The 23,345-nt window shown below is 71.0% G+C and carries 26 protein-coding genes; 13 read left to right on the top strand and 13 right to left on the bottom strand.

Annotated elements, in window-relative coordinates:
- Positions 1 to 28: 28 nt before the first annotated feature.
- A complete protein-coding gene (locus tag FHP06_RS09450) occupies positions 29 to 289 on the top strand; it encodes a WhiB family transcriptional regulator (RefSeq protein ID WP_147686137.1) in 261 nt (86 codons plus the stop codon).
- A 10-nt stretch (positions 290 to 299) separates the two neighbouring features.
- On the opposite strand, the gene FHP06_RS09445 is transcribed toward FHP06_RS09450, so the two are convergent.
- Both FHP06_RS09445 and FHP06_RS09440 read right to left on the bottom strand, forming a co-directional pair.
- Positions 300 to 1,496, bottom strand: coding sequence for an ArsA family ATPase (locus FHP06_RS09445; protein ID WP_147686135.1), 1,197 nt, complete (start codon positions 1,494 to 1,496; stop codon positions 300 to 302).
- The gene (locus FHP06_RS09440; protein WP_230973465.1) at positions 1,493 to 2,464 is read right to left on the bottom strand and encodes an ArsA-related P-loop ATPase; all 972 of its coding nucleotides are present in this window, start codon (positions 2,462 to 2,464) and stop codon (positions 1,493 to 1,495) included. Before FHP06_RS09440 ends, FHP06_RS09445 begins: the two co-directional genes overlap by 4 nt.
- A gap of 37 nt (positions 2,465 to 2,501) precedes the next feature.
- Between FHP06_RS09440 and FHP06_RS16025 the strand changes: the two genes are divergently transcribed.
- From FHP06_RS16025 to FHP06_RS09420, 5 genes are all read left to right on the top strand, one after another.
- Complete coding sequence (locus tag FHP06_RS16025) at positions 2,502 to 2,660, top strand: hypothetical protein (RefSeq protein WP_187271872.1); 159 nt, start codon at positions 2,502 to 2,504, stop codon at positions 2,658 to 2,660.
- Positions 2,657 to 3,118 carry a RidA family protein gene (locus FHP06_RS09435; RefSeq protein ID WP_147686131.1) on the top strand — a complete coding sequence of 154 codons (462 nt, stop codon included), beginning with the start codon at positions 2,657 to 2,659 and terminating at the stop codon, positions 3,116 to 3,118. Before FHP06_RS16025 ends, FHP06_RS09435 begins: the two co-directional genes overlap by 4 nt.
- Positions 3,118 to 3,930 carry an NUDIX hydrolase gene (locus tag FHP06_RS09430; protein ID WP_147686129.1) on the top strand — a complete coding sequence of 271 codons (813 nt, stop codon included), beginning with the start codon at positions 3,118 to 3,120 and terminating at the stop codon, positions 3,928 to 3,930. The genes FHP06_RS09435 and FHP06_RS09430 overlap by 1 nt, the downstream gene beginning before the upstream one ends.
- Positions 3,927 to 4,706, top strand: coding sequence for an MBL fold metallo-hydrolase (locus FHP06_RS09425; protein ID WP_230973464.1), 780 nt, complete (start codon positions 3,927 to 3,929; stop codon positions 4,704 to 4,706). Before FHP06_RS09430 ends, FHP06_RS09425 begins: the two co-directional genes overlap by 4 nt.
- Positions 4,707 to 4,843: 137 nt before the next feature.
- Entirely contained in the window at positions 4,844 to 5,740 is an 897-nt protein-coding gene (locus tag FHP06_RS09420) for a DUF559 domain-containing protein (RefSeq protein ID WP_147686127.1), read from the top strand.
- 80 nt (positions 5,741 to 5,820) lie between these two features.
- On the opposite strand, the gene FHP06_RS09415 is transcribed toward FHP06_RS09420, so the two are convergent.
- Entirely contained in the window at positions 5,821 to 6,498 is a 678-nt protein-coding gene (locus FHP06_RS09415; RefSeq protein WP_147686125.1) for a Crp/Fnr family transcriptional regulator, read from the bottom strand.
- Between the two features lie 59 nt (positions 6,499 to 6,557).
- Between FHP06_RS09415 and nth the strand changes: the two genes are divergently transcribed.
- Genes nth through FHP06_RS09390 form a run of 5 tightly spaced genes read left to right on the top strand, consistent with a single transcriptional unit; the run spans position 6,558 to position 10,544 of the window.
- A complete protein-coding gene (gene nth / locus FHP06_RS09410) occupies positions 6,558 to 7,277 on the top strand; it encodes an endonuclease III (RefSeq protein ID WP_230973463.1) in 720 nt (239 codons plus the stop codon).
- On the top strand, positions 7,274 to 7,891 hold the full coding sequence (locus FHP06_RS09405) for a TlpA family protein disulfide reductase (protein ID WP_187271871.1): 618 nt from the start codon (positions 7,274 to 7,276) through the stop codon (positions 7,889 to 7,891). The genes nth and FHP06_RS09405 overlap by 4 nt, the downstream gene beginning before the upstream one ends.
- Entirely contained in the window at positions 7,888 to 8,544 is a 657-nt protein-coding gene (locus FHP06_RS09400; protein WP_230973462.1) for an NUDIX hydrolase, read from the top strand. The genes FHP06_RS09405 and FHP06_RS09400 overlap by 4 nt, the downstream gene beginning before the upstream one ends.
- Entirely contained in the window at positions 8,541 to 9,713 is a 1,173-nt protein-coding gene (locus FHP06_RS09395) for a MarP family serine protease (RefSeq protein ID WP_147686121.1), read from the top strand. The genes FHP06_RS09400 and FHP06_RS09395 overlap by 4 nt, the downstream gene beginning before the upstream one ends.
- 24 nt (positions 9,714 to 9,737) lie before the next feature.
- A complete protein-coding gene (locus tag FHP06_RS09390; RefSeq protein ID WP_147686119.1) occupies positions 9,738 to 10,544 on the top strand; it encodes a hypothetical protein in 807 nt (268 codons plus the stop codon).
- On the opposite strand, the gene FHP06_RS09385 is transcribed toward FHP06_RS09390, so the two are convergent.
- From FHP06_RS09385 to FHP06_RS09355, 7 genes are all read right to left on the bottom strand, one after another.
- Positions 10,507 to 10,926 (bottom strand): phage holin family protein, encoded by a 420-nt coding sequence (locus FHP06_RS09385; protein WP_147686117.1) that lies wholly within the window; start codon positions 10,924 to 10,926, stop codon positions 10,507 to 10,509. The genes FHP06_RS09390 and FHP06_RS09385 overlap by 38 nt on opposite strands.
- A gap of 182 nt (positions 10,927 to 11,108) precedes the next feature.
- On the bottom strand, positions 11,109 to 13,073 hold the full coding sequence (acs, locus tag FHP06_RS09380) for an acetate--CoA ligase (RefSeq protein ID WP_147686115.1): 1,965 nt from the start codon (positions 13,071 to 13,073) through the stop codon (positions 11,109 to 11,111).
- Between the two features lie 76 nt (positions 13,074 to 13,149).
- Positions 13,150 to 14,775, bottom strand: coding sequence for a solute symporter family protein (locus tag FHP06_RS09375; RefSeq protein WP_147686113.1), 1,626 nt, complete (start codon positions 14,773 to 14,775; stop codon positions 13,150 to 13,152).
- The gene (locus FHP06_RS09370) at positions 14,772 to 15,110 is read right to left on the bottom strand and encodes a DUF485 domain-containing protein (RefSeq protein ID WP_222706438.1); all 339 of its coding nucleotides are present in this window, start codon (positions 15,108 to 15,110) and stop codon (positions 14,772 to 14,774) included. The genes FHP06_RS09375 and FHP06_RS09370 overlap by 4 nt, the downstream gene beginning before the upstream one ends.
- Before the next feature lie 108 nt (positions 15,111 to 15,218).
- Positions 15,219 to 15,881, bottom strand: coding sequence for a dethiobiotin synthase (bioD, locus tag FHP06_RS09365; RefSeq protein WP_147686111.1), 663 nt, complete (start codon positions 15,879 to 15,881; stop codon positions 15,219 to 15,221).
- Complete coding sequence (locus tag FHP06_RS09360; protein WP_147686109.1) at positions 15,878 to 16,996, bottom strand: 8-amino-7-oxononanoate synthase; 1,119 nt, start codon at positions 16,994 to 16,996, stop codon at positions 15,878 to 15,880. The genes bioD and FHP06_RS09360 overlap by 4 nt, the downstream gene beginning before the upstream one ends.
- Complete coding sequence (locus FHP06_RS09355; protein ID WP_269140122.1) at positions 16,993 to 18,264, bottom strand: adenosylmethionine--8-amino-7-oxononanoate transaminase; 1,272 nt, start codon at positions 18,262 to 18,264, stop codon at positions 16,993 to 16,995. Before FHP06_RS09355 ends, FHP06_RS09360 begins: the two co-directional genes overlap by 4 nt.
- Positions 18,265 to 18,370: 106 nt before the next feature.
- Between FHP06_RS09355 and bioB the strand changes: the two genes are divergently transcribed.
- Entirely contained in the window at positions 18,371 to 19,366 is a 996-nt protein-coding gene (gene bioB, locus FHP06_RS09350) for a biotin synthase BioB (RefSeq protein ID WP_147686107.1), read from the top strand.
- Positions 19,363 to 19,542 (top strand): biotin synthase auxiliary protein BsaP, encoded by a 180-nt coding sequence (gene bsaP, locus FHP06_RS09345; RefSeq protein ID WP_147686105.1) that lies wholly within the window; start codon positions 19,363 to 19,365, stop codon positions 19,540 to 19,542. The genes bioB and bsaP overlap by 4 nt, the downstream gene beginning before the upstream one ends.
- A 95-nt stretch (positions 19,543 to 19,637) precedes the next feature.
- Here bsaP and FHP06_RS09340 read toward each other — a convergent pair whose 3' ends face one another.
- From FHP06_RS09340 to FHP06_RS09330, 3 genes are all read right to left on the bottom strand, one after another.
- Complete coding sequence (locus FHP06_RS09340; protein ID WP_222706437.1) at positions 19,638 to 22,028, bottom strand: endonuclease/exonuclease/phosphatase family protein; 2,391 nt, start codon at positions 22,026 to 22,028, stop codon at positions 19,638 to 19,640.
- A 79-nt stretch (positions 22,029 to 22,107) separates the two neighbouring features.
- Entirely contained in the window at positions 22,108 to 22,746 is a 639-nt protein-coding gene (locus FHP06_RS09335) for an anti-sigma factor family protein (RefSeq protein WP_147686103.1), read from the bottom strand.
- Entirely contained in the window at positions 22,739 to 23,317 is a 579-nt protein-coding gene (locus tag FHP06_RS09330) for an RNA polymerase sigma factor (RefSeq protein ID WP_147686101.1), read from the bottom strand. Before FHP06_RS09330 ends, FHP06_RS09335 begins: the two co-directional genes overlap by 8 nt.
- Positions 23,318 to 23,345: the final 28 nt, after the last annotated feature.

Raw genomic sequence — 23,345 nt, 5'->3', positions numbered from 1 at the left:
CCAGGGCTGAAATCTCGGGAGGTACATCATGGGGTGGAACGAAAACTGGGCGGCGGTCGCCGCCTGTCAGGGCAACTCGGACGCACTGTTCGTCAAGGGTGCCGAGCAGAACCGTGCCAAGCAGGTCTGTGGCGGGTGCTCGGTCCGGGCGGAGTGCCTGGTCGAGGCTCTGGACAACCGCATCGAGTGGGGTGTCTGGGGCGGCATGACCGAGCGCGAGCGTCGTGCCCTGCTGCGTCGTCGTCCGAACGTGACGACCTGGCGCACCATCCTGCAGGCTGCGTCCTAGGGCCCCCGACCTAGGACTCCGCCAGCAGCTCGCCGATCTCACGGAGTCCGTCGAGATCGTGCACGTCGCCGGCGAGGGCCGGCACCCAGACCGACGGGACACGCGGGTGCGCCGCTGTGAAGCGCTGCACCACGCGTGACTCGCGGGCGGCGACGCGTGCCCGGGCGGCATGCACCGCCAGCAGCTCCGACGTGCCGCGCTCGGCCTTGGACCCGTCGGCCAGCTTGCGGCCGGCCGACTCGGCGTCCGCTGCGGTGAGCACGCCGGCGTCGAGGTGCGAGCGGTTGACGACGAGCCCGGCCAGCGGCATCGACTCCTCCGACAACCGCTCGACGAAGTAGGCGGCCTCGCGCATCGCGTCGGGCTCCGGCGCGGCCACGACGACGAACGCCGTCTCGTCGGCCTGCAGGAGCGCGTACGTGGCCTCGGCCCGCTGGCGGAACCCGCCGAAGATCGTGTCCAGCGCGGCGATCAGGCCCTGGAGGTCGGTGAGCATCTGGGCGCCGAGCACCTTGCTCAGGGCGCCGGTGACGAGACCGACGCCGGCACTGAGCAGCTTGGCCGGCCCTCGGGCGGGCGCCACCATCAGCCGGACGAACTTGCCGTCGAGCAGCGACGACAGCCGCTCCGGGGCGTCGAGGAAGTCGAGTGCCGACCGCGACGGAGGGGTGTCCACGACGATGAGGTCCCAGGTGTGGTTCTCGTCGGAGTGCAGCTGGCTGAGCTTCTCCATCGCCATGTATTCCTGCGTGCCGGCGAAGGAGCTGGAGAGCGCCACGTAGAACGGGTTGGCCAGGATCTGCTGCGCCTTCTCCGGCGTGGAGTGCGCCTCGACGACCTCGTCGAAGGTGCGCTTCATGTCGAGCATCATCGCGTCGAGACCGCCGCCGGCCGACGTGTCGACGCCGTCGACCGGGCGCGGGACGTTGTCGAGCTCGGTGAGCCCCATCGACTGCGCCAGGCGTCGGGCCGGGTCGATCGTCATGACGCAGACGCGGCGGCCCTGCTCGGCGGCCCGCAGCGCGAGGGCGGCGGACGTGGTGGTCTTGCCGACGCCGCCGGAGCCGCAGCAGACGATGATCTCGGTGCCGCGGTCGGCCAGCAGTGCGTCGACGTCGATCGAGTCGGTGCGCGTCGCCGGCGCCGACGGTCCGGCGGTGCGGGACCGGCGGCCGCGACCCTTGGCGCGCGTGGGTGCGGGGCTCATGCGTCCTCCAGGACCGAGTCGCGCAGTATCTCGGCGAGCTCGAACAATGCGCCCTGGTCGATGGCGTCGCCGAGCAGGGGCAGCTCGACGGTGGGCTGCCCGGACGTCGCCAGCACCTCGCGCTGCGACTCCTGGAGCGCCTGGCGCTGGAGGTGGGCGTGGCCGGTCGCGATGAGGTCGTCGGCGGCGGCGGGGTCGACGGCCACCTTCGACAGCGCGGCAGCGACCTGCTTCCTGCCCAGCCGCCCGGACTCGAGCGCCTCGGCGGTCTCCGCGCCGATCAACGCTCCCCGCACCAGGTTCACGATGACGTGGCCCACCGGCAGCCGGGTGTCCTTCAGCTCGGCGATGCCGTCGAGCGTCTCCTGCACGGGCATCTCCTCCAGCACGGTCACGAGGTGGACGCGCGTGCTGCTGCTCCGCATCATCTCCATGATCGAGTTGGCCTGGCGCCGGACCGGACCGACCTTCGCCAGCCCGGCCACCTCCTCGTTGACGTTCAGGAAGCGGGCGATGCGGCCGGTGGGTGGGGCGTCGAGCACGATCGCGTCGTAGCTGAAGTCCTTGCCCTCGCGTCGCTTGGCGGCCTCGTAGACCTTGCCGGTGAGCAGCACGTCGCGGACGCCGGGAGCGATCGTGGTGGCGAAGTCGATGATCCCGAAGCGGTCGAGCGCCTTGCCGGCCCGTCCGAGCCGGTAGTACATCTGCAGGTACTCGAGCAGCGCGGACTCCGCGTCGACCGCCAGCGCGTAGACGTCGCCGCCGCCCAGGCCCATGGCGATCTTGCGCTCCTCGTAGGGCAGCGGCGGGACGTCGAAGAGCTGCGCGATGCCCTGGCGGCCCTCGACCTCGCAGAGCAGGACGCGCTGTCCGGACTGGGCGAGGGCGGTCGCCAACGCGGCGGCGACCGTGGTCTTCCCCGTGCCGCCCTTGCCCGTGACGACGTGCAGGGGGGTGGCGATGGTCACGGCGTAGACCCTACTAATGCGGCGATAGGGTCGCCTCATGACGCAGTGGGAGTACCTGACGGCACCGGTGCTGGTGCACAACACGAAGCAGATCCTCGACAACTTCGGGGCCGATCGGTGGGAGCTCGTGCAGATCGTGCCGGGCATGAACCCCGAGAACCTCGTCGCCTACTTCAAGCGGCCGATCGAGTCATGAGCACCCCGGAGGAGCGCCTCGCCGAGCTCGGCCTGCCCGTGCCCGCGGTGGTGCCACCGGTGGCCGCCTACGTGCCGGCCGCGCGCAGCGGTGCGCACGTCTTCACGGCCGGCCAGCTGCCGATGCGCGACGGCGAGCTGATCGCCACGGGCAAGGTCGGCGGCGAGGTGTCCGCCGAGGTGGCCACCGAGTGCGCCCGGCAGTGCGCCCTGAACGCGTTGGCCGCCGTGAAGGCGGAGATCGGCGAGCTGTCCTCCGTCGTGCGCGTCGTGAAGGCCACGGTCTTCGTGGCGAGCACTCCCGACTTCACCGGGCAGCCTGGCGTGGCCAACGGCGCCAGCGAGCTGCTCGGCGACGTCTTCGGCGACGCCGGCAAGCACGCCCGCAGCGCCGTCGGCGTCCCCGTCCTGCCCCTCGATGCACCGGTGGAGGTCGAGCTCGTGGTCGAGGTCGGCTGATGCGCATCCCGGTGCCGGACAGCCTGCGCGAGCACGCGGCGAAGGTGGCCGGCAACCCGGCGACGCCACGGCCCGCGGCCACGATCGTGCTCGTCCGCGACGGGGCGGACGGCATCGAGGCGTACCTGATGCGCCGCCAGAGCACGATGGCGTTCGCGCCGGGCGTCTACGTGTTCCCGGGCGGCAAGGTGCAGGAGTCCGACGCCGCGCCCGTCGACTGGGTCGGTCCGTCGGCCGAGGAGTGGGGCGAGCGGTTCGGGTGCGACCCCGAGACGGCCCGTGCGCTCGTCGTGGCCGCCGTGCGCGAGACGTTCGAGGAGTCCGGCATCCTGCTCGCCGGGCCGGACGCCGACACGGTCGTGGGGGACACGAGCTCGTCGGAGATGCAGGCCGCCCGCGTCGCGCTGGAGAACGGCGAGTACGGGTTCGCGCAGTTCCTCGCCGAGAGATCGCTGGTGCTGCGCGCCGACCTGCTCGGCGCCTGGTCGCACTGGATCACGCCGGAGTTCGAGCCGCGTCGCTACGACACCCGGTTCTTCGTGGCCGCGCTGCCCGCGGGCCAGGTCGTCGGCGAGCTGCCGGGGGAGTCCGACAAGGCCGCCTGGATGCCCCTCACCACGGCCCTGGCGGCGATGAAGGCCGGCGAGGCGGCGATGCTGCCGCCCACGGCGATCACGTGCAAAGAGGTGTCGGGACTCACGGCTCAGGGCATCCTTGAGGCAGCGGCCGCCCGGTCGATCATCCCGATCGAACCGAAGCTCGTGGAGGTCGACGGACAGCTGTACCTGGAGAACCCGCTGGAGGACCCGTGACCACCACCTCTGAGCCGCTGGTCGTCACCGATCGCGCCACGCGTGTCCTGGCCGCCAACCCGGGCGTCATGACGCTCGACGGCACCAACACCTGGGTCCTGCGCGAGCCCGGGGCCACCCGGTCGATCGTCGTCGACCCCGGTCCGGACATCGACGCCCACCTCCAGGCGGTGCTGGCCGCCGCCGGCGACGTCGGCCTGGTGCTGTTCACGCACCGGCACGTCGACCACACCGAGTCGATCGAGCGGTTCATCGAGCTCACCGGGGCGCCGTCCCGTGCCACCGATCCGGAGTTCTGCCACGACGCCGAGCCCCTCGTCGACGGCGAGACCATCGACATCGACGGCCTGAAGGTCGTGGTCGTCGCGACGCCCGGCCATACGTCCGACTCCACCTGCTTCCGCCTCGCCGACGAGCCCACGCTCCTGACCGGCGACATGGTGCTCGGCCGCGGTACCACGGTCGTCGTCCACCCCGACGGCGTCCTCGGGCCGTACCTGGACTCCATCGCCCTGCTGCGCGAGCTGACCGCCGAGGGCCTCGTCGAGCGGATCCTGCCCGGCCACGGCCCCGTCGTCGACGACCCCGCCGCGGTGCTCGACTACTACCTCGACCACCGCCAGGAGCGCCTCGACCAGGTCCGCGAGGCCCTCGCCGCCGGCGCCACCACCGCCCGCGAGGTCGTCGAGCGCGTCTACTTCGACGTCGACCAGTCCCTCTGGCCCGCCGCCGAGCTCAGCGTCGAGGCCCAGCTCACCTACCTGCGGTCGTCGTAGCCCCCGGGTCCTCGAGATTTGGCCCGTTGCGCACCATTTTCGAGGGGCTAGCGTCGAAATCTGGTGCGTAACCGGCCACATCTCCGACTTGTGGACGTGCTCCGGCTAGATCGACGAATCCAGGTCATCGTCAGTCGGTGCGCGTCATCCCTCCAGAGCTGCACGGCCGCGCCTTCACGCCGGCCCAGGCCGCACGCTTCGGCGTGACGCGACGCATGCTCCAGGGTCGTCGTTTCGCGCAGGTCTTCCGTGGCGTGCACCGGACGGTGGAGACGCCGATCTCCTTCGATCTGCTCGTCCGCGGCGCCTTCCTCGTCATGCCACCCGACGCTGCGTTGAGTCATGTCTCGAACCTGCGATGGCGCGGCTACGACGGAGTTGCCGAGACGCCGATCCACATCTCGACGGCGTCGCGCTTGCATGTCGAGCGACCTGGGATCGTGGTGCACCGACGGCAGGGAGAGCTCAGCCCGCTCGACATGGCCGGCGTACCGATCCTCGGGCCCGACCGGACGTTCGTCGACGTCGCCACCCAGCTCGAAGAACGACAGCTGCTTCGGGTGGGTGATTGGCTCGTGCGGCAAGGAAGCACCGACGTCTACGCGTTGAACGAGTACGCCCGGAAGTCACATCTCGACGGCGTCCAGAGAGCCCGGCGCGTCGCGCCGTGGGTGCGACCGCGCGTCGACTCCCCGCGCGAGTCCGACGTCCGCTGGATCCTCATGAAGGCCGGCCTGCCGATTCCTGAGCCGAATCCGCCGATTGTCGACGACCACGGCGTGCAGATCGCCAAGGGTGATCTCACGTACGCCGAGTACCGAGTGATCGTCGAGCACGACGGGTGGGTCCACGAGCGCGACGCCCGCCAGCGCCAACGCGATCATCTGCGTCGTGAGCTGTTGGAGTCGCTCGGGTGGCGGCTCATCGTGGTGACCACGGAGGACTTCAAGAACGAGCGCGCGATCGCCTGGCGCGTCTATGAAGCCCTTCGTGAGCGCGGGTACCGTGGCCCGCGCCCGACATTTGGCCGTTGATCAACGCAAAATCCGTCGTTCTGGCCGCGGAACGGTGCCTAAGCGGCCAAATCTCGAGGACCCCGGGACCCCAGGTCGGGTCAGCGGGCGCGGCGCTGGAGGCGCTCGAGGTCCAGGATGACGACGCTGCGGGGCTCGAGGCGGAGCCAGCCACGGGAGGCGAAGTCGGCGAGGGCCTTGTTGACGGTCTCGCGGGAGGCGCCGACGAGCTGGGCGAGCTCCTCCTGGGTGAGGTCGTGGTTGACGTGCACGCCGTCGTCGGCGCGGCGGCCGAAGCGGGACGCGAGGTCGAGCAGGGCCTTGGCGACGCGGCCGGGGACGTCGGAGAAGACGAGGTCGCCGACGACCTCGTTGGTGCGACGCAGACGGCCGGCGAGCTGGTGCAGCAGCGCGAGGGCGACGTCGGAGTGGGACGCGAGCACGGGCAGCAGGGCGTCGTGACCGAGGCTCTTCAGGTCGACGTCCGTGACCGCGGTGCAGGTGGCCGACCGGGGGCCCGGGTCGAAGAACGAGAGCTCGCCGAACATCTGGCCCGGGCCGAGGATGGCCAGGAGGTTCTCGCGGCCGTCGGGCGACGTGCGCCCGAGCTTGATCTTGCCGTCGGTGACGACGTACAGCTGGTTGCCGTCGTCGCCCTCGTTGAACAGCACCTCGCCGCGCTTGAGGGAGACACTCCCCATCGACGACTCGATGAGCCCGGCCGCCTCGTCGTCGAGTCCGGAGAACAGCGGCGCTTGCCGCAGCACGTCGTCAGTCACGGGCCATCCTTCACTTGTTGCCTCGGTCACAGTCTATCCATGCCCCGTACCCTGGCGTCGTGGCCGAGCAGACCTCTCAGCCAGCGACGACGCTGGTACGACGCGCCCGCAAGATCAACCGGGTCCTCGCGGAGACCTACCCCGACGCCGGGTGCGAGCTGGACTTCACGAATCCGTACGAGCTGCTGATCGCCACGGTGCTGTCGGCACAGACCACGGACCGCCGCGTCAACGCCGTCACGCCGGTCCTGTTCGCCCGCTATCCCGACGCCACGGCCCTCGCCGGGGCCGACCGCGCCGACGTCGAGGAGATCGTCAAGACCACCGGGTTCTTCCGCGCCAAGACCGACAGCATCCTGAAGCTGTCCGGTGCTCTCGTCGAGCGGTTCGACGGCGAGGTGCCCGGCCGCCTCACCGACCTGGTGACCCTGCCCGGCGTCGGCCGCAAGACCGCGAACGTCGTGCTCGGCAACGCGTTCGACGTCCCCGGCCTGACCGTCGACACGCACTTCGCCCGGCTCGTCCGCCGGTTCGAGTGGGTCGACGAGGCCACCGGCAAGGACGCCGTCAAGACCGAGCATGCCGTCGGCGCACTGTTCCCCAAGCGCGACTGGACCATGCTCAGCCACCACCTCATCTGGCACGGCCGGCGCCGCTGCCACGCGCGCAAACCGGCGTGCGGCGCCTGCCCGGTCGCCCGCTGGTGCCCCGCCTACGGCACCGGGCCGACGGACCCGGAGGAAGCCGAGAAGCTCGTCACCACCCAAGGCCGCGCGTGAAGGCTCTGGCCGCTGCGCTGCTCGCCACCCTGCTGCTCTCCGCCTGCGGCGGGTCCGACGAGCCGAGCACGAAGCCGACGTTCGGCGGTGGCGCGGAGCCGTCGGGGGCGTCGGCCGGCGAACTCGCCGACCTGAAGACTGCCGCGGGCATCGAGGACTGCCCGGCCTCCGACGCGAAGGCACCGAGCGACGACGCCCTGCCCGACGTGACGCTCGACTGCCTCGGCGGCGGCCGGAAGGTGACCCTCGCCGGGCTGGCCGGCACGCCCACGATCATCAACCTCTGGGCGAGCTGGTGCGGACCGTGCCGCGACGAGCTGCCGCTGCTGGCCCGCGCCGACCGCGACTACGACGGCCGGGTCCGCGTCCTCGGGATCGACATGGCCGACGCCGCGCCGGAGGCCGCGCTGCGGCTCGCGAAGGACTCGAACGTCACCTACCCGCTTCTCGTCGACCGGTCCTCGAAGGTCCGCGGTCCGCTCCGCGTGTCCGGTCTGCCGATGAGCGTCTTCGTGGACTCCCAGGGAAGAATGGTATTCACGGAGCGCACCCCGTTCCGGTCGTACGCCGACCTCACGGCGGCGATCCGACAGCACCTGGGAGTCGAGCGGTGACCGACACCGACGTGGTCGACCAGCTTCCCGACTGGTTGCATCCGTTGGCCGAGCTGGCCGGGTCCGTGCGCGCCGAGCAGCTGGCCCCGCGCTTCCCGCACCCGCCGCCCGACGCCCGCCCGGCCGCCGTGCTCATCTGCTTCGCCGACGGCCAGGACGGCCCGGAGCTGCTGCTCACCCAACGGGCGGCGACCCTGCGCAACCACGCCGGCCAGATCTCCTTCCCCGGCGGTGCGTCCGACCCCGACGACGCCGACGCGGTCGCCACCGCCCTGCGTGAGGCCCAGGAGGAGGTCGGCATCGACGCCGACGAGCTCCTGGTGTTCGGCACCCTCCCGACGCTCTGGCTGCCGCCGAGCAACTTCGCCGTCACGTGCGTGCTGGCCTACTGGCTGAAGCCGCGCACCCTCGAGCCGGTCTCCACCGCCGAGGTCGGCAGCATCCTGCACCACCCGATTCATCTGCTCATCGACCCGGCCAACCGGTTCAGCGTCGTGCACCCCACGGGCTGGCGCGGACCCGCGTTCGAGGTGGGCTCCGAGGTGCCGCTGTGGGGCTTCACCGCCGGCGTGATCAGCCGCCTGTTCGCGGCGCTCGGCTGGGAGCAGCCCTGGGACGACAACGTCACACGACCCCTGCCGGAGATCTTGTGAACTCGCTCGACGTCATCCTGGTCCTGGTGCTGCTCGCGTACGCGGTGTCCGGCTACGTGCAGGGCTTCGTGGTCAACTCTGTCGCCACCATCGGACTGCTCGCGGGCGGCCTGCTGGCCGTCGCGATCGTCCCCAAGTTCCTGTCCGACGACACGCCGACGCTGTCGTCGTCGCTGCTCGCGCTCGCCCTCGTGGTGCTGGCCGCGGCCATCGGCCAGGGCGTCGGCACCTACATCGGCACGGACCTGCGCCGCGGACTCACCTGGAAGCCGCTGAAGTGGGTCGACGCCCTCGGCGGGGCGGTCCTCAGCGTGGTCGCGATGCTGGTGGCGGCGTGGGCGCTGGGCTACTCGGTGAGCGGCTCCACGATCCCGTACCTCTCCACCGCGGTCCGCGGCTCCACGATCCTCGATCACGTCGACGACGTCATGCCGACGAAGGCATCGGACCTGCTGCGCTCGTTCAACCGCACGCTCGACGACAGTCTCTTCCCGCGCTACATCGACCCGTTCGAGAACGAGCGGATCACCGCCGTCGACCCGCCGGACGACGCGACGCTGAACCAGCCCGGCGTCCGCGCTGCGTCACGCAGCGTGGTGAAGGTGATCGGGCTGGCCGAGTGCAACCGCGGCGTCGAGGGGTCCGGATTCGTCTACGCACCCGGCCGGGTCATGACGAACGCCCACGTCGTCGCGGGTGTCGACGAGCCGTTCGTGGAGATCGGCGGCAGCCGCGTGAAGACCCGCGTCGTGCTGTTCGACCCCGAGCTGGACATCGCGGTCCTCGCGGCCGACGGCCTCGACCGCCCCGAGCTGTCGTTCGGATCGAACGCCATGGCCGGCGACGAGGCGGCCATCCTCGGCTTCCCGGAGAACGGCCCGTTCGACGCCCGGGCGGCCCGCATCCGCGGCGAGCTGACGCTGCGCAGCCCGAACATCTACGACAAGGGCCAGAACGCCCGCCGCACGTACTCCGTGCGCGGTCTGGTCCGCTCCGGCAACTCCGGCGGGCCGTTGGTGTCGCCGGATGGCAAGGTGCTGGGAGTGATCTTCGCTGCCTCCGTCACCGACAAGTCCACCGGCTACGCCCTGACCGCCGAGCAGGTCGGGGCCGACGCCCGCAAGGGCGCGACCGCGTCGAGCCAGGTCGACACGGGTCGGTGCACCTAGTGCGGCCGCGACGGGAGTCGCCTGATGCGTAGAGCTGGATCGGTCGTCGCCTGGATCGTCGCGGTGGTGGCCGCGATCATCACCGTGCCGGCGCTCTGGATCGCCACGCACGTCGCGGACGAGCAGGGCTACGTCGACTTCACCCGGACGTTCGTCGACGACACCGAGCTGCAGAAGGCGCTCGCCGCACAGGTGTCGGACGACGTCGGCTCGGCGGCCGGTCTGCCCGACGCCGCCAGTGCCGCGGTCGCCCAGGTCGTGGCGCGGTTCGCCGCGCAGCTCTCCGACGATCCCGGCTTCGTCGACGCGTGGGAGGACTCGCAGCGCCGGACCCACCGCCTCACGTTCGACCGGGGTGCGGACCGGCTGACGGTCGACATCGGCCCGATCGCCTCCTTCGTCGTCAAGAAGGCGAGCGGCGGGCTCCCGGTCCCGGTCGACGTCCCGTCCACGCTGAAGGTGCCGGTCTACGACTCCCCGGATCCCGAGGTGCTCGACCGTGTCGAGGACACGCCGGGCCAGTCCAAGATCGGCCTGGTCGTGATCGGCGTCGCGTCCCTGCTGACCCTCGTGCTCGCGCGACGACGCGGGCTCGCGCTGGCGGGGCTCGGCGTCGGCGCGCTCCTGGTGGCGGGCGTCCTGCGCGTGGCCACCGGCTGGGCGGTGCCCGAGGTGCTCGACCGCACGCCCGCGCGCACGGACTTCGCGCGCGAGATGCGCGACCTGCTCGTCGACCGGGCGAGCGACTCCCTGAACGCGTGGCTGCTCGTGCTGGCCCTCGCGGGCCTCGCCGCTACGGTCGCCGGGCTGCTCCTCCGGGGTCGCCCTTGAGTGCTGCCGGGATCTTCCCTGCGGTCTCGATGGTCTTCTTGGGCGCGCGGATGCGCTTGAGCATCACGATGCCGAGGCCGATGAGCAGGGCCGCGAGCAGCAGGTAGGCGCCGGCGACGATCAGGAACGCCCACGCAGGGTCGAGACCGGCCATGACGAGGAAGTACGCGATCGAGATCGAGACCAAAACCGTGATGAGCAGTCCGAGGAACCCGGCCACGGCCAGCATCGCAGCGCCGATGCCGCCGGCGCGGACGCTGACCTTCAGCTCGGACTTGGCGAGCTGGATCTCCGCCTGGACGAGGCTCGAGATGTCGCGGCTGGCCTCCGCCACCAGGCGTCCGATGGTGGGCTCGTCCGGCTTCTGATCGACGTCAGTCATGCTCCGACCCTACCGATGGTCTTTGGCCTGCGCATCGAGCCGGTGGTCGAGCGCGCCCGAGGAACGAGGGCGTGTATCGAGACCACTTCGAAGCATTCAGATGGTCTCGATACGCCGGACGCCTTCGGCGTGCACACTCGACCTGCGCCACCGTTCGTCGCTTCGCTCCTCAGGTGGCGTCATCAGTCCTCCTGGTTCTTGGCGTCCTGCATGCCGGCGCTGATCTTGTCCATGATGCTCGTGTCGGCCAGCGTGGTGACGTCGCCGACCTCGCGGTTCTCCGCGACGTCGCGGAGCAGGCGGCGCATGATCTTGCCGGACCGGGTCTTGGGCAGCTCGGGGACGACCATGATCGACTTCGGGCGGGCGATCTTGCCGATCTCGTTGGCGACGTGGTCGCGGAGCTCCTGGACGACCTCCGGGCCGCCGTCGCCGGCGGACTCGCGCAGGATGACGTAGGCGTGGACGGCCTGGCCGGTGTCCGGGTCGTTGGCGCCGACGACCGCCGCCTCGGCGACCTTCGGGTGCGACACCAGGGCCGACTCGATCTCGGTGGTCGACATGCGGTGGCCCGACACGTTCATGACGTCGTCGACGCGGCCGAGCAGCCAGATGTCGCCGTCGTCGTCGAGCTTGGCGCCGTCGCCGGCGAAGTACATGTCCTTGAACCGGGACCAGTAGGTCTCCTTGAACCGCTCGTCGTCGTTCCAGATGCCGCGCAGCATGGCCGGCCACGGCTCGGTCAGGACGAGGTAGCCGCCGTGTCCGTTGCCGACGGGGTTGCCCTCGTCGTCGACGACCTTGGCCTCGATGCCCGGCAGCGGGGTCATGGCCGAGCCCGGCTTGCCGGCGGTGACGCCTGGCAGCGGGCTGATCATGATCTGGCCCGTCTCGGTCTGCCACCAGGTGTCGACGACCGGGCAGCGTCCGCCGCCGATGGTCTCGCGGTACCAGACGTAGGCCTCGGGGTTGATGGGCTCACCGACGGAGCCGATGACCCGCAGCGTCGACATGTCGTACTTCTCGGGGATCTCGGCGCCCCACTTCATGAACGTGCGGATGGCGGTGGGCGCGCAGTACAGGATGTTGACCTTGTACGTCGAGATGATCTCCCACCAGCGGCCCTTGTGCGGCGTGTCCGGGGTGCCCTCGTACATGACCGACGTGGTGCCGTTGGCCAGCGGCCCGTAGACGATGTAGCTGTGGCCGGTGACCCAGCCGATGTCGGCGGCGGTCCAGTAGACGTCGGTGTCGGGCTTGAGGTCGAAGACCGCCCAGTGCGTGTACGACGTGCCCACGAGGTAGCCGCCGGTGGTGTGCAGGATGCCCTTGGGCTTGCCCGTGGTGCCCGACGTGTACATCACGTACAGCGGGTGCTCGGAGTCGAACGCCTCGGGCGTGTGCTCGGCGGACTGGCCGTCGACGAGCTCGTGCCACCAGACGTCGCGACCCTCGGTCCAGTCGACGTCCTGGCCGGTGCGGCGGACGACGAGCACCGAGCGGACGTCGGGGCACTGCTCCAGGGCGGTGTCGACGGCGGGCTTCAAGCCGGCCGGCTCGCCCCGGCGGTAGCCGCCGTCGGCGGTGATGACGACCCGGGCGTCGCAGTCGTGGATGCGGTCGATCAGCGCCTGCGAGGAGAAGCCGCCGAACACGACGGTGTGCGGCGCGCCGATCCGGGCGCACGCGAGCATCGCGACCACGGTCTCCGGGATCATCGGCATGTAGATCGCGACCCGGTCGCTGGACTGCACGCCCAGCTCGAGCAGCGCGTTGGCCGCCTTGCAGACCTCGTCCTTCAGCTCGGCGTACGTGATGTCGCGGGTGTCGTCCTCCGGCTCACCGACCCAGTGGAACGCGACCTTGTCGCCCTTGCCGGCCTCGACGTGCCGGTCGACGCAGTTGTACGCGGCGTTGATCCTCCCGCCCACGAACCACTTCGCGAACGGCGCGCCCGACCAGTCGAGGACCTGCTCCCACGGCGTCTCCCAGTCCAGCCGCTTCGCCTGCTCCTCCCAGAACGCCAACCGGTCGGCGCTCGCCGTCTCGTAGGCGTCGGCCTTCACGTTCGCGTCGGCGGCGAGGTCCGCCGGCGGCTCGAAACGTCGATCCTCACGGGACAGGTTGTCGATGGCTTCGCTGGTCACGATGTCTCTCCTCCGTCGGCTCTTTCGCCATTGTGCCCCGCGGGTGACCGAGGTCACTCGCGGGGCACTCCGGCCCCTACTTCTCCGAACCGGCGCCCGTCAGCGCGCGGACCTCCAGCTCGACGTACCGGTCCTCGGAGGTGCGGTCCGTCGAGGTCACGGTGCCCAGCCAGCCGAAGAGGAAGCCGGCCGGGATCGAGATGATGCCCGGGTTGCTCAGCGGGAACCAGTGGAAGTCGTGGTCGGTGAACAGTGCCGTCTCCGATCCCGACACGACCGGCGAGAAGAACACCAGGCCGACGCACACGATCAGTCCGCCGTAGATGCTCCACACCGCACCGCGCGTGTTGAACCGCTTCCAGAACAGGTTGTAGAGCAGAGCCGGCAGGTTGGCCGACGCCGCCACCGCGAACGCGAGCGCCACGAGGAACGCGATGTTCAGCTTCTGCGCCGGGATCGCCAGGGCGATCGCGATGCCGCCGATGACGAAGGCCGCCACGCGTGCGACGTTCACCTCCTGCTTCTCGGTGACCGCTCCGCGCTTCCACACGTTCGCGTAGAGGTCGTGGGCCACCGACGACGCCGACGTGAGCGTCAGGCCGGCCACGACCGCGAGGATCGTCGCGAACGCCACCGCCGAGATCAGCGCCAGCAGCACCGCTCCGCCCGTGGACCCGTTGCCACCGCCGACGGCTTCCGCGAGGAGTGGTGACGCGAGGTTGCCGCCGGAGTCGGCGATCTGTGTCTTCTCGTCCCCCTTGACCAGGGCCGCGGCGCCGAAGCCGAGGACCAGCGTCATCAGGTAGAAGCTGCCGATCAGGCCGATCGCCCACAGCACCGACTTCCGCGCCTGCCGCGCCGTCGGCACGGTGTAGAAGCGGATCAGGATGTGCGGCAGCCCGGCGGTGCCGAGCACGAGTGCGAGGCCGAGCGAGACGAAGTCGATCTTGCTCGTCGTCGAGACGCCGTACTTCAGCCCGGGCTCCAGGAACGCCGAGCCCTTGCCACTCTCGTCCGCGGCAGTGCCGAGGAGGTCCGAGAGGTTGAAGTCGAACTTCGCGAGCACGAGAACCGTGATGAGGATCGTGCCCGTCATCAGCAGGACGGCCTTCACGATCTGCACCCAGGTGGTGCCCTTCATGCCGCCGACGACGACGTAGAAGATCATCAGGACGCCGACGCCCGCGATGGTCCAGTTCTTCGCCGACTCGCTGCTGACGCCGAGCAGCAGCGCCACGAGGGCGCCGGCGCCGACCATCTGGGCGAGCAGGTAGAAGATCGACACCACGACGGTGGACGTCGCGGCCGCCGTGCGTACTGGGCGCTGACGCATCCGGTACGCGAGCTGGTCGGCCATCGTGTAACGCCCGGAGTTCCGGAGCAGCTCGGCGACGAGCAGCAGGGCCACCAGCCACGCGACGAGGAACCCGATCGAGTACAGGAACCCGTCGTAGCCGGACAGCGCGATCGCTCCGGAGATGCCGAGGAACGACGCCGCGGACATGTAGTCGCCCGAGACGGCGAGTCCGTTCTGGAAGCCGGTGAAGCTGCGGCCACCGGCGTAGTAGTCCTTGGCGGTCTTGGTGTTCCGGCTCGCCCAGAACGTGATGGCGACGGTGAGGAGGACGACGACGACGAACAGCCCGCCGGTGAGGTTCTGCTTGTCGTCCTCGGTGGCCATGGGGAGGAGAAGGTCGATCATCGCTCGATCTCCTGCTCGTACTGATCACGGAGCGAGTCCGCGATCGGGTCCGTCCGCCGCGACGAGTACTTGGCGTACCAGTACGCGATCGCGAACGTGGTGACGAACTGCAGGATCCCGAACACCAGCGCCACGTTTATGTTGCCGACGAGCTTGTGGGCCATGAAGTCGGTCGCCCAGTTCGACGCCAGGACGTACAGCAGGTACCAGACCATGAACGCGATGGTCAGCGGCACGACGAAGCCCAGGTACGACCGCTTGAGCTCGGCGAAGTCGCCGGTCGCGTGGATGCGCTGGTACTCCGCGTGTGCCTCCGGTGTGATCTCTTCGACCACAGGATTCACCTCTTCCCCCGATGAAGCGCGGCACGTTGCCGCGCCCACGACGACCGTAGGGGAAACCGGCGCGATGTGCGACAGGTCACACGCCGCAACCTTCGGCTTTCAGTCGAGCTCGGCGAACCAGGCCGGCGCGTCGTGGCGGAAGTCCTCGACCTCCATGCCGCCCGCACCTGCGGGAACGCGGCCGACGACCCGGCAGCCGGTGAGGCGGGGAAGGTCGTCGTGGTTGTGCGACGCGTCCAGGGACGGGACGGCGTCCACGGAGCCGAGCACGAGGACGGGGTCGAGGCCGGCCCGGCGCAGGTGCTCGACGGTGAGCCCGGTGTGGTTGAGCGTGCCGAGCGACTCCCGCGTGACGACGACGACCTCGGCGTCGAGCGCCGTGGCGACGTCGACGATGGTCCCGCCGTCGAGGTCGAGCCGGACCAGCACGCCGCCGGCCCCCTCGACGATCACGACGTCGGCGTCGACGGCGCGGATCCGTTCGACGTGCTCGGCGACCGTGGGCAGCGCGTCACCGGTGGCCAGCGCGGCCGACTCGGGCGCGAGCGGCTGGCCGAGTCGGGCCAGGTCCTCGGCGATCTCGCCGCACCGGCGGTTGACCTCGTCGGCGTCGGTGGGCTCGCCCTCGGCGACACCGGTCTGCACGGGCTTGACCACCCGGACGGTCTGGTCGCGCGACTGGAACAGCCGGGCGAGCGCCGCGGTGACGACCGTCTTGCCGACGCCGGTGTCGGTGCCGGTGACGACGATGAAGCGGGTCACGGGAGGACGGTCTTCAGGACGTCGCAGGCGCGGGCCAGGTCCAGGTCGGAGATGCCGGCGGAGGCGGTGAGGCGGAGCCGGCTGATGCCGTCGGGGACGGAGGGTGGCCGGAAGCACCCGACCCGGATGCCCTCCGCAGCGCAGGCGGCCTGCGCGGCGACGGCCTCGGTGGGTCCCGGCATCGGGACCGACAGCACGGCGCCGGCCGGGCGGTCGACTCCGACGGTGTCGGCGAGTGCCGTGGCGACGGTGTTGACGCGCTGCACGAGGGCGGGCTCGAGGGTGATGACGTCGAGGGCCGCGTGCGCCGCTCCGGCTGCCGCCGGCGCCAGCCCGGTGTCGTAGATGAACGGGCGGGCGCGGTTGACCAGGTGGTCGACGACGGCCTGCGACGCGAGCACCGCGCCACCTTGCGCGCCGAGTGCCTTGGAGAGCGTGAGGGTCACGACCACGTCCGGGCGCCCGGCCAGGCCGGTGGCGTTCACCAGCCCCCGCCCGCCGTCGCCGGCGACGCCGAGGCCGTGCGCCTCGTCGACGACCAGCACGGCACCGTGGCGCGCGCAGACGTCCGCGAGCTCGGTCAGCGGGGCGGCGTCGCCGAGCACGGAGAAGATCGACTCGGTGATGACGAGGGCGCGCGACTCCGTGCGCTCGGACAGTGCCTCCTCGACCTCGGCGACCCCGAGGTGCGGCACGACCTGGACGCGGCCTCGGGCCAGCCGGCACGCGTCGACGAGGGAGGCGTGGACGTGGGCGTCGGAGACGATAAGCGTGTCGGCGTCGGCCAGGGCGGTCACTGCCGAGAGGTTCGCGTGGTACCCGGTGGAGTGGACCAGCGCAGCCTCGGTGCCCACCCAGACGGCGAGCGCCGCCTCGAGCTGGTCGTGGACGCCGAGCGTGCCGGTGACCAGGCGCGACGCACCCGCGCCGGCGCCCCAGCGGTGGGCTGCGCCGGACGCGGCGGCCACGACGCGCGAGTCGCGGGAGAGGCCGAGGTAGTCGTTGCCGGCGAGGTCGACCAGGTCGTCGTCGGGCGCGCGGGACACCAGCGAGCGCTCGAGCCCGGCGTCCCGACGCTTGGCCGCCTGCTCGGCGAGCCAGTCGTCGAAGCTCATACGCACGACTGTGCCGCAGCGACCACGGCGGCCGCCATGCGGGCCACCTCGTCGTCGGTGCTGACGTACGGCGGCATGACGTAGACGAGGTCGCGGAACGGCCGGATCCAGACCCCGAGACCGGCTGCGGCGCGGGCGGCCACGGGGATGTCCACGGGACGGTCGAGCTGCACGACGCCCACTGCGCCGAGCGTCCGGACGTCCAGCACGTGGCCGAGGTCGCGGGCGGGCGCGAGACCGGACTCGAGACCGGCGTTGACGCGGGCGACTGCAGCGAGCGCGTCATTCTCCCCCAGGAGGTCGAGGCTCGCGGAGGCGACGGCGCAGGCCAGCGGGTTGCCCATGTAGGTGGGGCCGTGCATGAGGGCGCCGGCCTCGCTCGCCTCGACGCCCTCGACGACGTCGGAGGTGCAGAGCGCGGCCGCCAGCGTGAGGTAGCCGCCGGACAAGGCCTTGCCGACGCACATGACGTCGGGGACGACCCCCGCACGCTCGGTGGCGAACATCGTGCCGGTGCGGCCGAAGCCGGTGGCGATCTCGTCGAGGATCAGCAGCCAGCCGTGCGCGTCGGCCTGCTCGCGCAGCCAGCGGACGACGGCGGGCGGGTAGACGTGCATGCCGCCCGCGCCCTGCAGGACGGGCTCCACGATGACGGCGGCGACGCGGTCGGCGTGCTGCTCGACGAGCGACGTGGACTCGGCGATCCAGGCGTCGATGTCCGCGTCGAGGCCCGCCGGCGGACGGGGGAGGAAGACGGTCGAGGCGAGGGTGTCGGTGAACATCTCGTGCATGCCGCCCACCGGGTCGCTGACGCTCATCGCCCCGAACGTGTCGCCGTGATACCCACCGCGGATGCTCAGCATCGTGGTGCGCTGCGCTTGGCCGCGACCACGCTGGTACTGCAGGGCCATCTTCAGCGCGACCTCGACGGAGACCGATCCGGAGTCGGCGAGGAAGACGTGGTCGAGGCCGGCTGGCGTGAGGTCGACGAGCCGCCGGACCAGCTCGACGGCCGGCTCGTGGGTGAGGCCGCCGAACATGACGTGCGCCATCGAGTCGAGCTGCTTCATGACGGCGGCGTCAAGGCGCGGGTGCCGGTAGCCGTGCACGGCGGCCCACCACGACGACATGCCGTCGAGCAGCTCGGTTCCGTCGGCCAGGGTCAGCGTCACGCCGGACGCCGACACCACCTGGTGCGGCGGGTTCGGGTCGTGCATCGGGGCGTACGGATGCCAGACGTGGCGTGCGTCGAGCTGACTGACGGTCACGGGGCTCCTTCGCCGCCACGGCCCGGCACCCCCGCCGGGCCCCTATCTCCTGAACAGCGTTCAGGCTAGGATCGCGGACGATTCGGTGTCAAAGAATGGGGACCACGTGAGCAGCATCCTGCAGACCGCCCGCACCCAGGTGCTCGCCGAGGGCCGCGGTCTCGACCGCGACCAGCTCGTCGAGATCCTCCAGCTGCCGGACGAGGACGTCCCCGCGCTGCTCGAGCTGGCGCACGAGGTGCGCATGGCGTGGTGCGGTCCGGAGGTCGAGGTCGAGGGCATCGTGTCGCTCAAGACCGGCGGCTGCCCCGAGGACTGCCACTTCTGCAGCCAGTCGGGCCTGTTCCAGTCGCCCGTGCGCTCGGTGTGGCTCGACATCCCCGAGCTCGTCGAGTCGGCGAAGCAGACCGCGAAGACCGGCGCCAGCGAGTTCTGCATCGTCGCCGCCGTCCGCGGCCCCGACCGCAAGCTGATGGACCAGGTGCGCGAGGGCATCAAGGCCATCCAGGCCGAGGTCGACATCAACATCGCGCTGTCGCTGGGCATGCTCACGCAGGAGCAGGTCGACGAGTTCGTCGAGATGGGCGTGCACCGCTACAACCACAACCTCGAGGCCGCGAAGTCGTACTTCCCGCAGGTCGTCACCACGCACTCGTACGAGGAGCGCTGGGAGACCTGCCAGATGGTCCGCGAGGCCGGCATGGAGCTGTGCTGCGGCGGGCTGATCGGCATGGGCGAGACGCTCGAGCAGCGCGCCGAGCTGGCCGCCGAGCTCGCGGCGCTCGACCCGCACGAGGTGCCGCTGAACTTCCTCAACCCGCGCCCGGGCACGCCGTTCGGCGACCAGGAGGTCATGAGCTCCGCCGACGCGCTCCGGGCCATCGGCGCGTTCCGCCTCGCGATGCCGCGCACGATCCTGCGCTACGCCGGCGGCCGTGAGCTGACGCTCGGCGACCTCGGCACCCGCGACGGCCTGCTCGGCGGCATCAACGCCGTCATCGTCGGCAACTACCTGACCACGCTCGGCCGCGACGCCGACGAGGACCTGAACCTGCTCACCGAGCTCGGCATGCCGATCCGCGAGCTGTCCAAGACCCTGTGACGTACTGCGGCCACTGCGGCGAGGACCTCGCGTCCGGCGACCACGCGCGCTGCCGTGACCGCCTGACCATGGAGCCGCCGCGGTTCTGCACGCACTGCCGCCGCCGCATGGTGGTCCAGGTCGTGCCCCGCGGCTGGTCCGCCCGCTGCGTCGAGCACGGAGTCCTGACTGGCTGAGGTGGTCTCGATACACCCCCAGCTCGCTGGCGCTCGCGGGGGCACTCGACCACCGGTGATCGAGTGCCGCCGAGGAACGAGGCGGTGTATCGAGATCACGGCGTGATGCGGACGACCTGCGGGTCGTGGTCGCTGACCTGGTCGTGGTACTCGGCGTTCACGTGGACGACCTGGTACTGCACCTTCTTCAGGTTCGGGGTCACCAGGATGTGGTCGAGCACCTGGGAGACGCCGTTGAAGATGTACGTGTACTGCTGGTCCGCCGGGAGCGTCGTGATCAGGTCGTTCAGGATCGGCGTCCCGGTGCCGTCGGCCTTGCCGGTGCGGAGGACGGACAGGGTCGGGCTGAACTGGTAGTCGTTCAAGTCGCCCAGCACGACGACGCGCGCCTGCTTGCTCGCCGCCTTCAGCTGCTCGACGAACCGGTGCACGACGAGCGCCTGGCCGGCCCGCTGGGTCGCGGACGACTGCTCCGGGTACTGGTACCGGCCGTCGGCGTTCTGGTCGCCGCCCTTGGAGTTGAAGTGGTTGGCGATGACGTAGACCGGCTTGCCCCGGAACCGGAACTCGCCGACGAGCGGCTTGCGGCTGTCGCGCCAGACCGGGTTCGTCGGATCGATGCGACCGGGAGAGAGGGACAGCGTTGGCAGGGCGAAGACGTGCTTCTGGACCTGCGTGCCGGTGGTGGACCGGTCCACCGTGGAGCTGCCGGAGTCGACGAAGCTCACCCGCTTCGGGTTGAACAGGAACGCCACGCGGATGTTGCCGCCGGGCTGGCCGCCGTCCTTGTCGTTCACCGGGTCGACGCTGCGCCACTCGTAGTCCGGGCCGCCGGCGGCGGAGATGGCCGCTGTCAGCTTCGTCAGGGTGTCGGTCGCGTCCACGACGCCGTCGTCCGTCGCGCCGGTGTTGTCCTGGACCTCCTCCAGCGCCACGACGTCCGGGCTCGCCAGGTTCTCCACGACACCCTCCGCGAGCGCGGCGTACTTGCTGTCGGAGTCCGACGGCGCGAGGTTCTCGACGTTGTACGTCGCGACCGCGAGCTGGCGGGCGGTCTGCGCGCTCGCCGTGACGCGCGGCAGGTGGTTGTGCTGGACCGTGCCGACGGTCTGCGCCGCCACGAGGTAGCCGCCGAAGTCGGAGTAGTCGATCGGCCCGACGGTGGCGCCCTGCAGCACGTCGCCGACGTCGAGACCGAGGTTCGCGCCGTCGTTGGCCACGACCTCGAGCCGTCCGGACGGGATGAGGTTCTCGCCGAGCAGCACGGCACCGCCGCGGTAGCTCGCGGCCTTGTCCGGCTTGGTGGTGACGAACTGCTCGCCGTACTTGTTCGACGGCCCGACGACACGGGCGTCGTCGACCTGGACCCGCATGCCCTCGATCGACTCGTAGAAGTCGAGCGCGCTGCGGTCGGGCGTGACCGGCGTGCCCTCGATGTTCGAGCCGCCGAGGTCGGGGGCGTACGTGCCCGGCACGGTGGTCGGCCCGATCACGATCGGCGCCGGCACGTCGTTGCCGCTCGACAGCACCGTGACGGTCGGGGAGCCGATCTCGGTCACCGACAGGTCGGAGCCGCTCGACGGCGGCCCGCTCGGGTAGAAGTCGCTCACCTTGCCGCTGACCAGCACGGAGTCGCCCACGGCGACGTTCCCGGGGCTGCCGAAGACGAAGACGCCCTCGCTCGTGGCCGGGTCGTCGTCGGGGGTCGAGTCCTGGATCCAGAAGCCGCGCGAGCCCTTCGTGCGCACGGCGGTGACGATGCCCGGCACGTTCGTGACCTGCTCGCCTGCCTTCGGGGAGATCCACCCGTCGCCCTGGAGGTCGTGGATGCGCAGGTCGCCCGGCTCGGGGTCGCCACTGCCGCCGCCGTCGCCCTCGGGAGTCGGTGCTGCCGTGCTGAAGTCGGCTCCGTTGTCGTCGGTGTCCGCACCCGACGCGTTCCGCTGGGCCGACGTCGTGTTGGACGTCGCCGGCGCTGCGGTCGCTCCCTCGTGGATGGCCGCCGTGCCGTAGCCGACCAGGTCGACGACGGTTGCGTCGGTGGTGCAGTCGACCCCGCAGGTCAGCGCGGCGGTGCCGTGGACCAGCGCGACCGTGCCGCTCGTGCCGGACATGCTGATCGACCCGGACGCCTGGCTGGTCGGCAGCGGGTCGCCGTTCCCGGCGCCGGCCGCCTCGGCGACGAGGAAGTGCTCGTCGGCGCCGATGCTGCCGGGGAGCCCGGTGACCTGCCAGCTGCCGGTCGCCGAGCTGGAGTGGTACTGGACCGAGTAGCCGGAGAGGTCCACCGCGGAGGAGCCCGCGTTGTAGAGCTCGATGAAGTCGTTCTGGAACGGGGCGCCGGTGTTGCCGCCCCCGCCGTAGACCTCGCTGACGACGAGGGTGCTCGGCGCCGCGGACGCGCTCGGCATCGCGACGACGCCCATGGCTGCGGCGGCCGCCAGGCCGCTGGTGAGTGCGCACAGGCGCGTACGAATGGTGCCCACGGATCCCCCGATCGTCGGTGTGACAGGTGGAACCTACGTCACGGTCCGGGGGATGGGAAGAGGTTTCGCCGGTGAACGATCAGGAAAGTTCTGCCGACGACCAGACGTCGCCGTCGTCGGTCACCAGCTCGACCCGATCGACGGTGTCCGCGGAGCCGTAGGCGATCCAGGTGGAGCGTCCGGACGCCGGCATCCGCCAGTCGCCGGCGTCGCGCGTGCTGCCGTCCGTGAGCACCATCCGGCACGTGTAGTGCGTCCCGGGGCTGCCGTCGGTGACCTGCAGGACGACGACCTCCTCGCCGCCGACGGCACTGGGCTCGACCGTGCCGACCTCGGAGCCGGAGCTGGTGCGCAGCGCGGCGCCGTCGGCACTGGCGGACAGCGTCGGATCGTCGACCAGCGTCCGGGCACCGACCGCTCCGAGAGCGACGCCGAGCACCGCGGCGGCCGCGGCGACGAGCAGGAGGGTGCGTCGTGGACGTCGGCGGGGAGCGGCCTCGGCCGCGATGCGGCCGAGGACCCCGGCCTCGAACCCGGCGGGCGGCGCCACCGACGGGGCCGCCGTCATCACGGAGTCGACCGTGCGGGACAGCTCGTCGTAGGCGGCGCGGCACGTCCTGCAGGTGCCGAGGTGCTGCAGCTCGTCGTCCTGGCCCGGCCCGAAGTCACCGAGGGCGAGCGCGACGAGCGCGTCGTCGGTCAGGTGCTCGTCAGTCATGCCGGGCCTCCTTCATCGCGTCGCGGAGCCGGTGCAGGCCGGTCCGGATCCGGGTCTTGGCCGTACCCAGCGGGATGCCTTCGCGCCGGGCGACCTCCGCGGCCGTGCAGCCGCCGATGACGGCGAGCGTGACGGCCCGGGCCTGCTCCGGTGGCAGGCTCCGCAGCCGTTCCGCCGCCTGCCGCGACTCCAGAGACAGCAGCGCGACGTCCTCGGCGCTCGGCGGCTGGAGCGTCGCCTCGAGCAGCGGGTCGAGGGAGTCGTCGTCGACGGGCGTCGGGCGCTTGGTCCGGATCGCGTCGATGGCGGCGTTCCGGGTGATCGTCAGCAGCCAGGTGAGGACGGACGCGCGCCGCACGTCGTAGCTCCCGGCCGCCTTCCACGCGCGCACGAACACCTCCTGGCTGACGTCCTCGGCGAGGCCCTGGTCCCGGGTCACCGAGTACGCCATGCCGAAGACCGGGTGCTGGAAGCGACGGACGAACGCCGTGGTCGCTTGCGCGTCACCGAGCGCGAACCCCGCGATGAGCGCGGCGTCCGCGGTGCGATCAGCGCGGGAGAACACTTCCACACCTCACGGTACGTCCGGGAGCGTCGGA

The sequence above is a fragment of the Aeromicrobium terrae genome (assembly GCF_008039565.1).
Taxonomy (GTDB): domain Bacteria; phylum Actinomycetota; class Actinomycetes; order Propionibacteriales; family Nocardioidaceae; genus Aeromicrobium; species Aeromicrobium terrae.
The sequence above is the reverse complement of the archived record's forward strand: the minus strand, read 5'-3'. Positions and strand labels throughout refer to the sequence as shown.

What these genes read in the sequence shown, in the direction of transcription:
- FHP06_RS09360 (WP_147686109.1), bottom strand. Translation starts at nt 16,996, where the DNA reads ATGAGCTTCGACGACTGGCTCGCCGAGCAGGCGGCCAAGCGTCGGGAC.
- FHP06_RS09390 (WP_147686119.1), top strand. Translation starts at nt 9,738, where the DNA reads ATGCGTAGAGCTGGATCGGTCGTCGCCTGGATCGTCGCGGTGGTGGCC.
- FHP06_RS09445 (WP_147686135.1), bottom strand. Translation starts at nt 1,496, where the DNA reads ATGAGCCCCGCACCCACGCGCGCCAAGGGTCGCGGCCGCCGGTCCCGC.
- FHP06_RS16025 (WP_187271872.1), top strand. Translation starts at nt 2,502, where the DNA reads ATGACGCAGTGGGAGTACCTGACGGCACCGGTGCTGGTGCACAACACG.
- FHP06_RS09335 (WP_147686103.1), bottom strand. Translation starts at nt 22,746, where the DNA reads ATGACTGACGAGCACCTGACCGACGACGCGCTCGTCGCGCTCGCCCTC.
- FHP06_RS09375 (WP_147686113.1), bottom strand. Translation starts at nt 14,775, where the DNA reads ATGATCGACCTTCTCCTCCCCATGGCCACCGAGGACGACAAGCAGAAC.
- FHP06_RS09385 (WP_147686117.1), bottom strand. Translation starts at nt 10,926, where the DNA reads ATGACTGACGTCGATCAGAAGCCGGACGAGCCCACCATCGGACGCCTG.
- FHP06_RS09450 (WP_147686137.1), top strand. Translation starts at nt 29, where the DNA reads ATGGGGTGGAACGAAAACTGGGCGGCGGTCGCCGCCTGTCAGGGCAAC.
- FHP06_RS09430 (WP_147686129.1), top strand. Translation starts at nt 3,118, where the DNA reads ATGCGCATCCCGGTGCCGGACAGCCTGCGCGAGCACGCGGCGAAGGTG.
- FHP06_RS09435 (WP_147686131.1), top strand. Translation starts at nt 2,657, where the DNA reads ATGAGCACCCCGGAGGAGCGCCTCGCCGAGCTCGGCCTGCCCGTGCCC.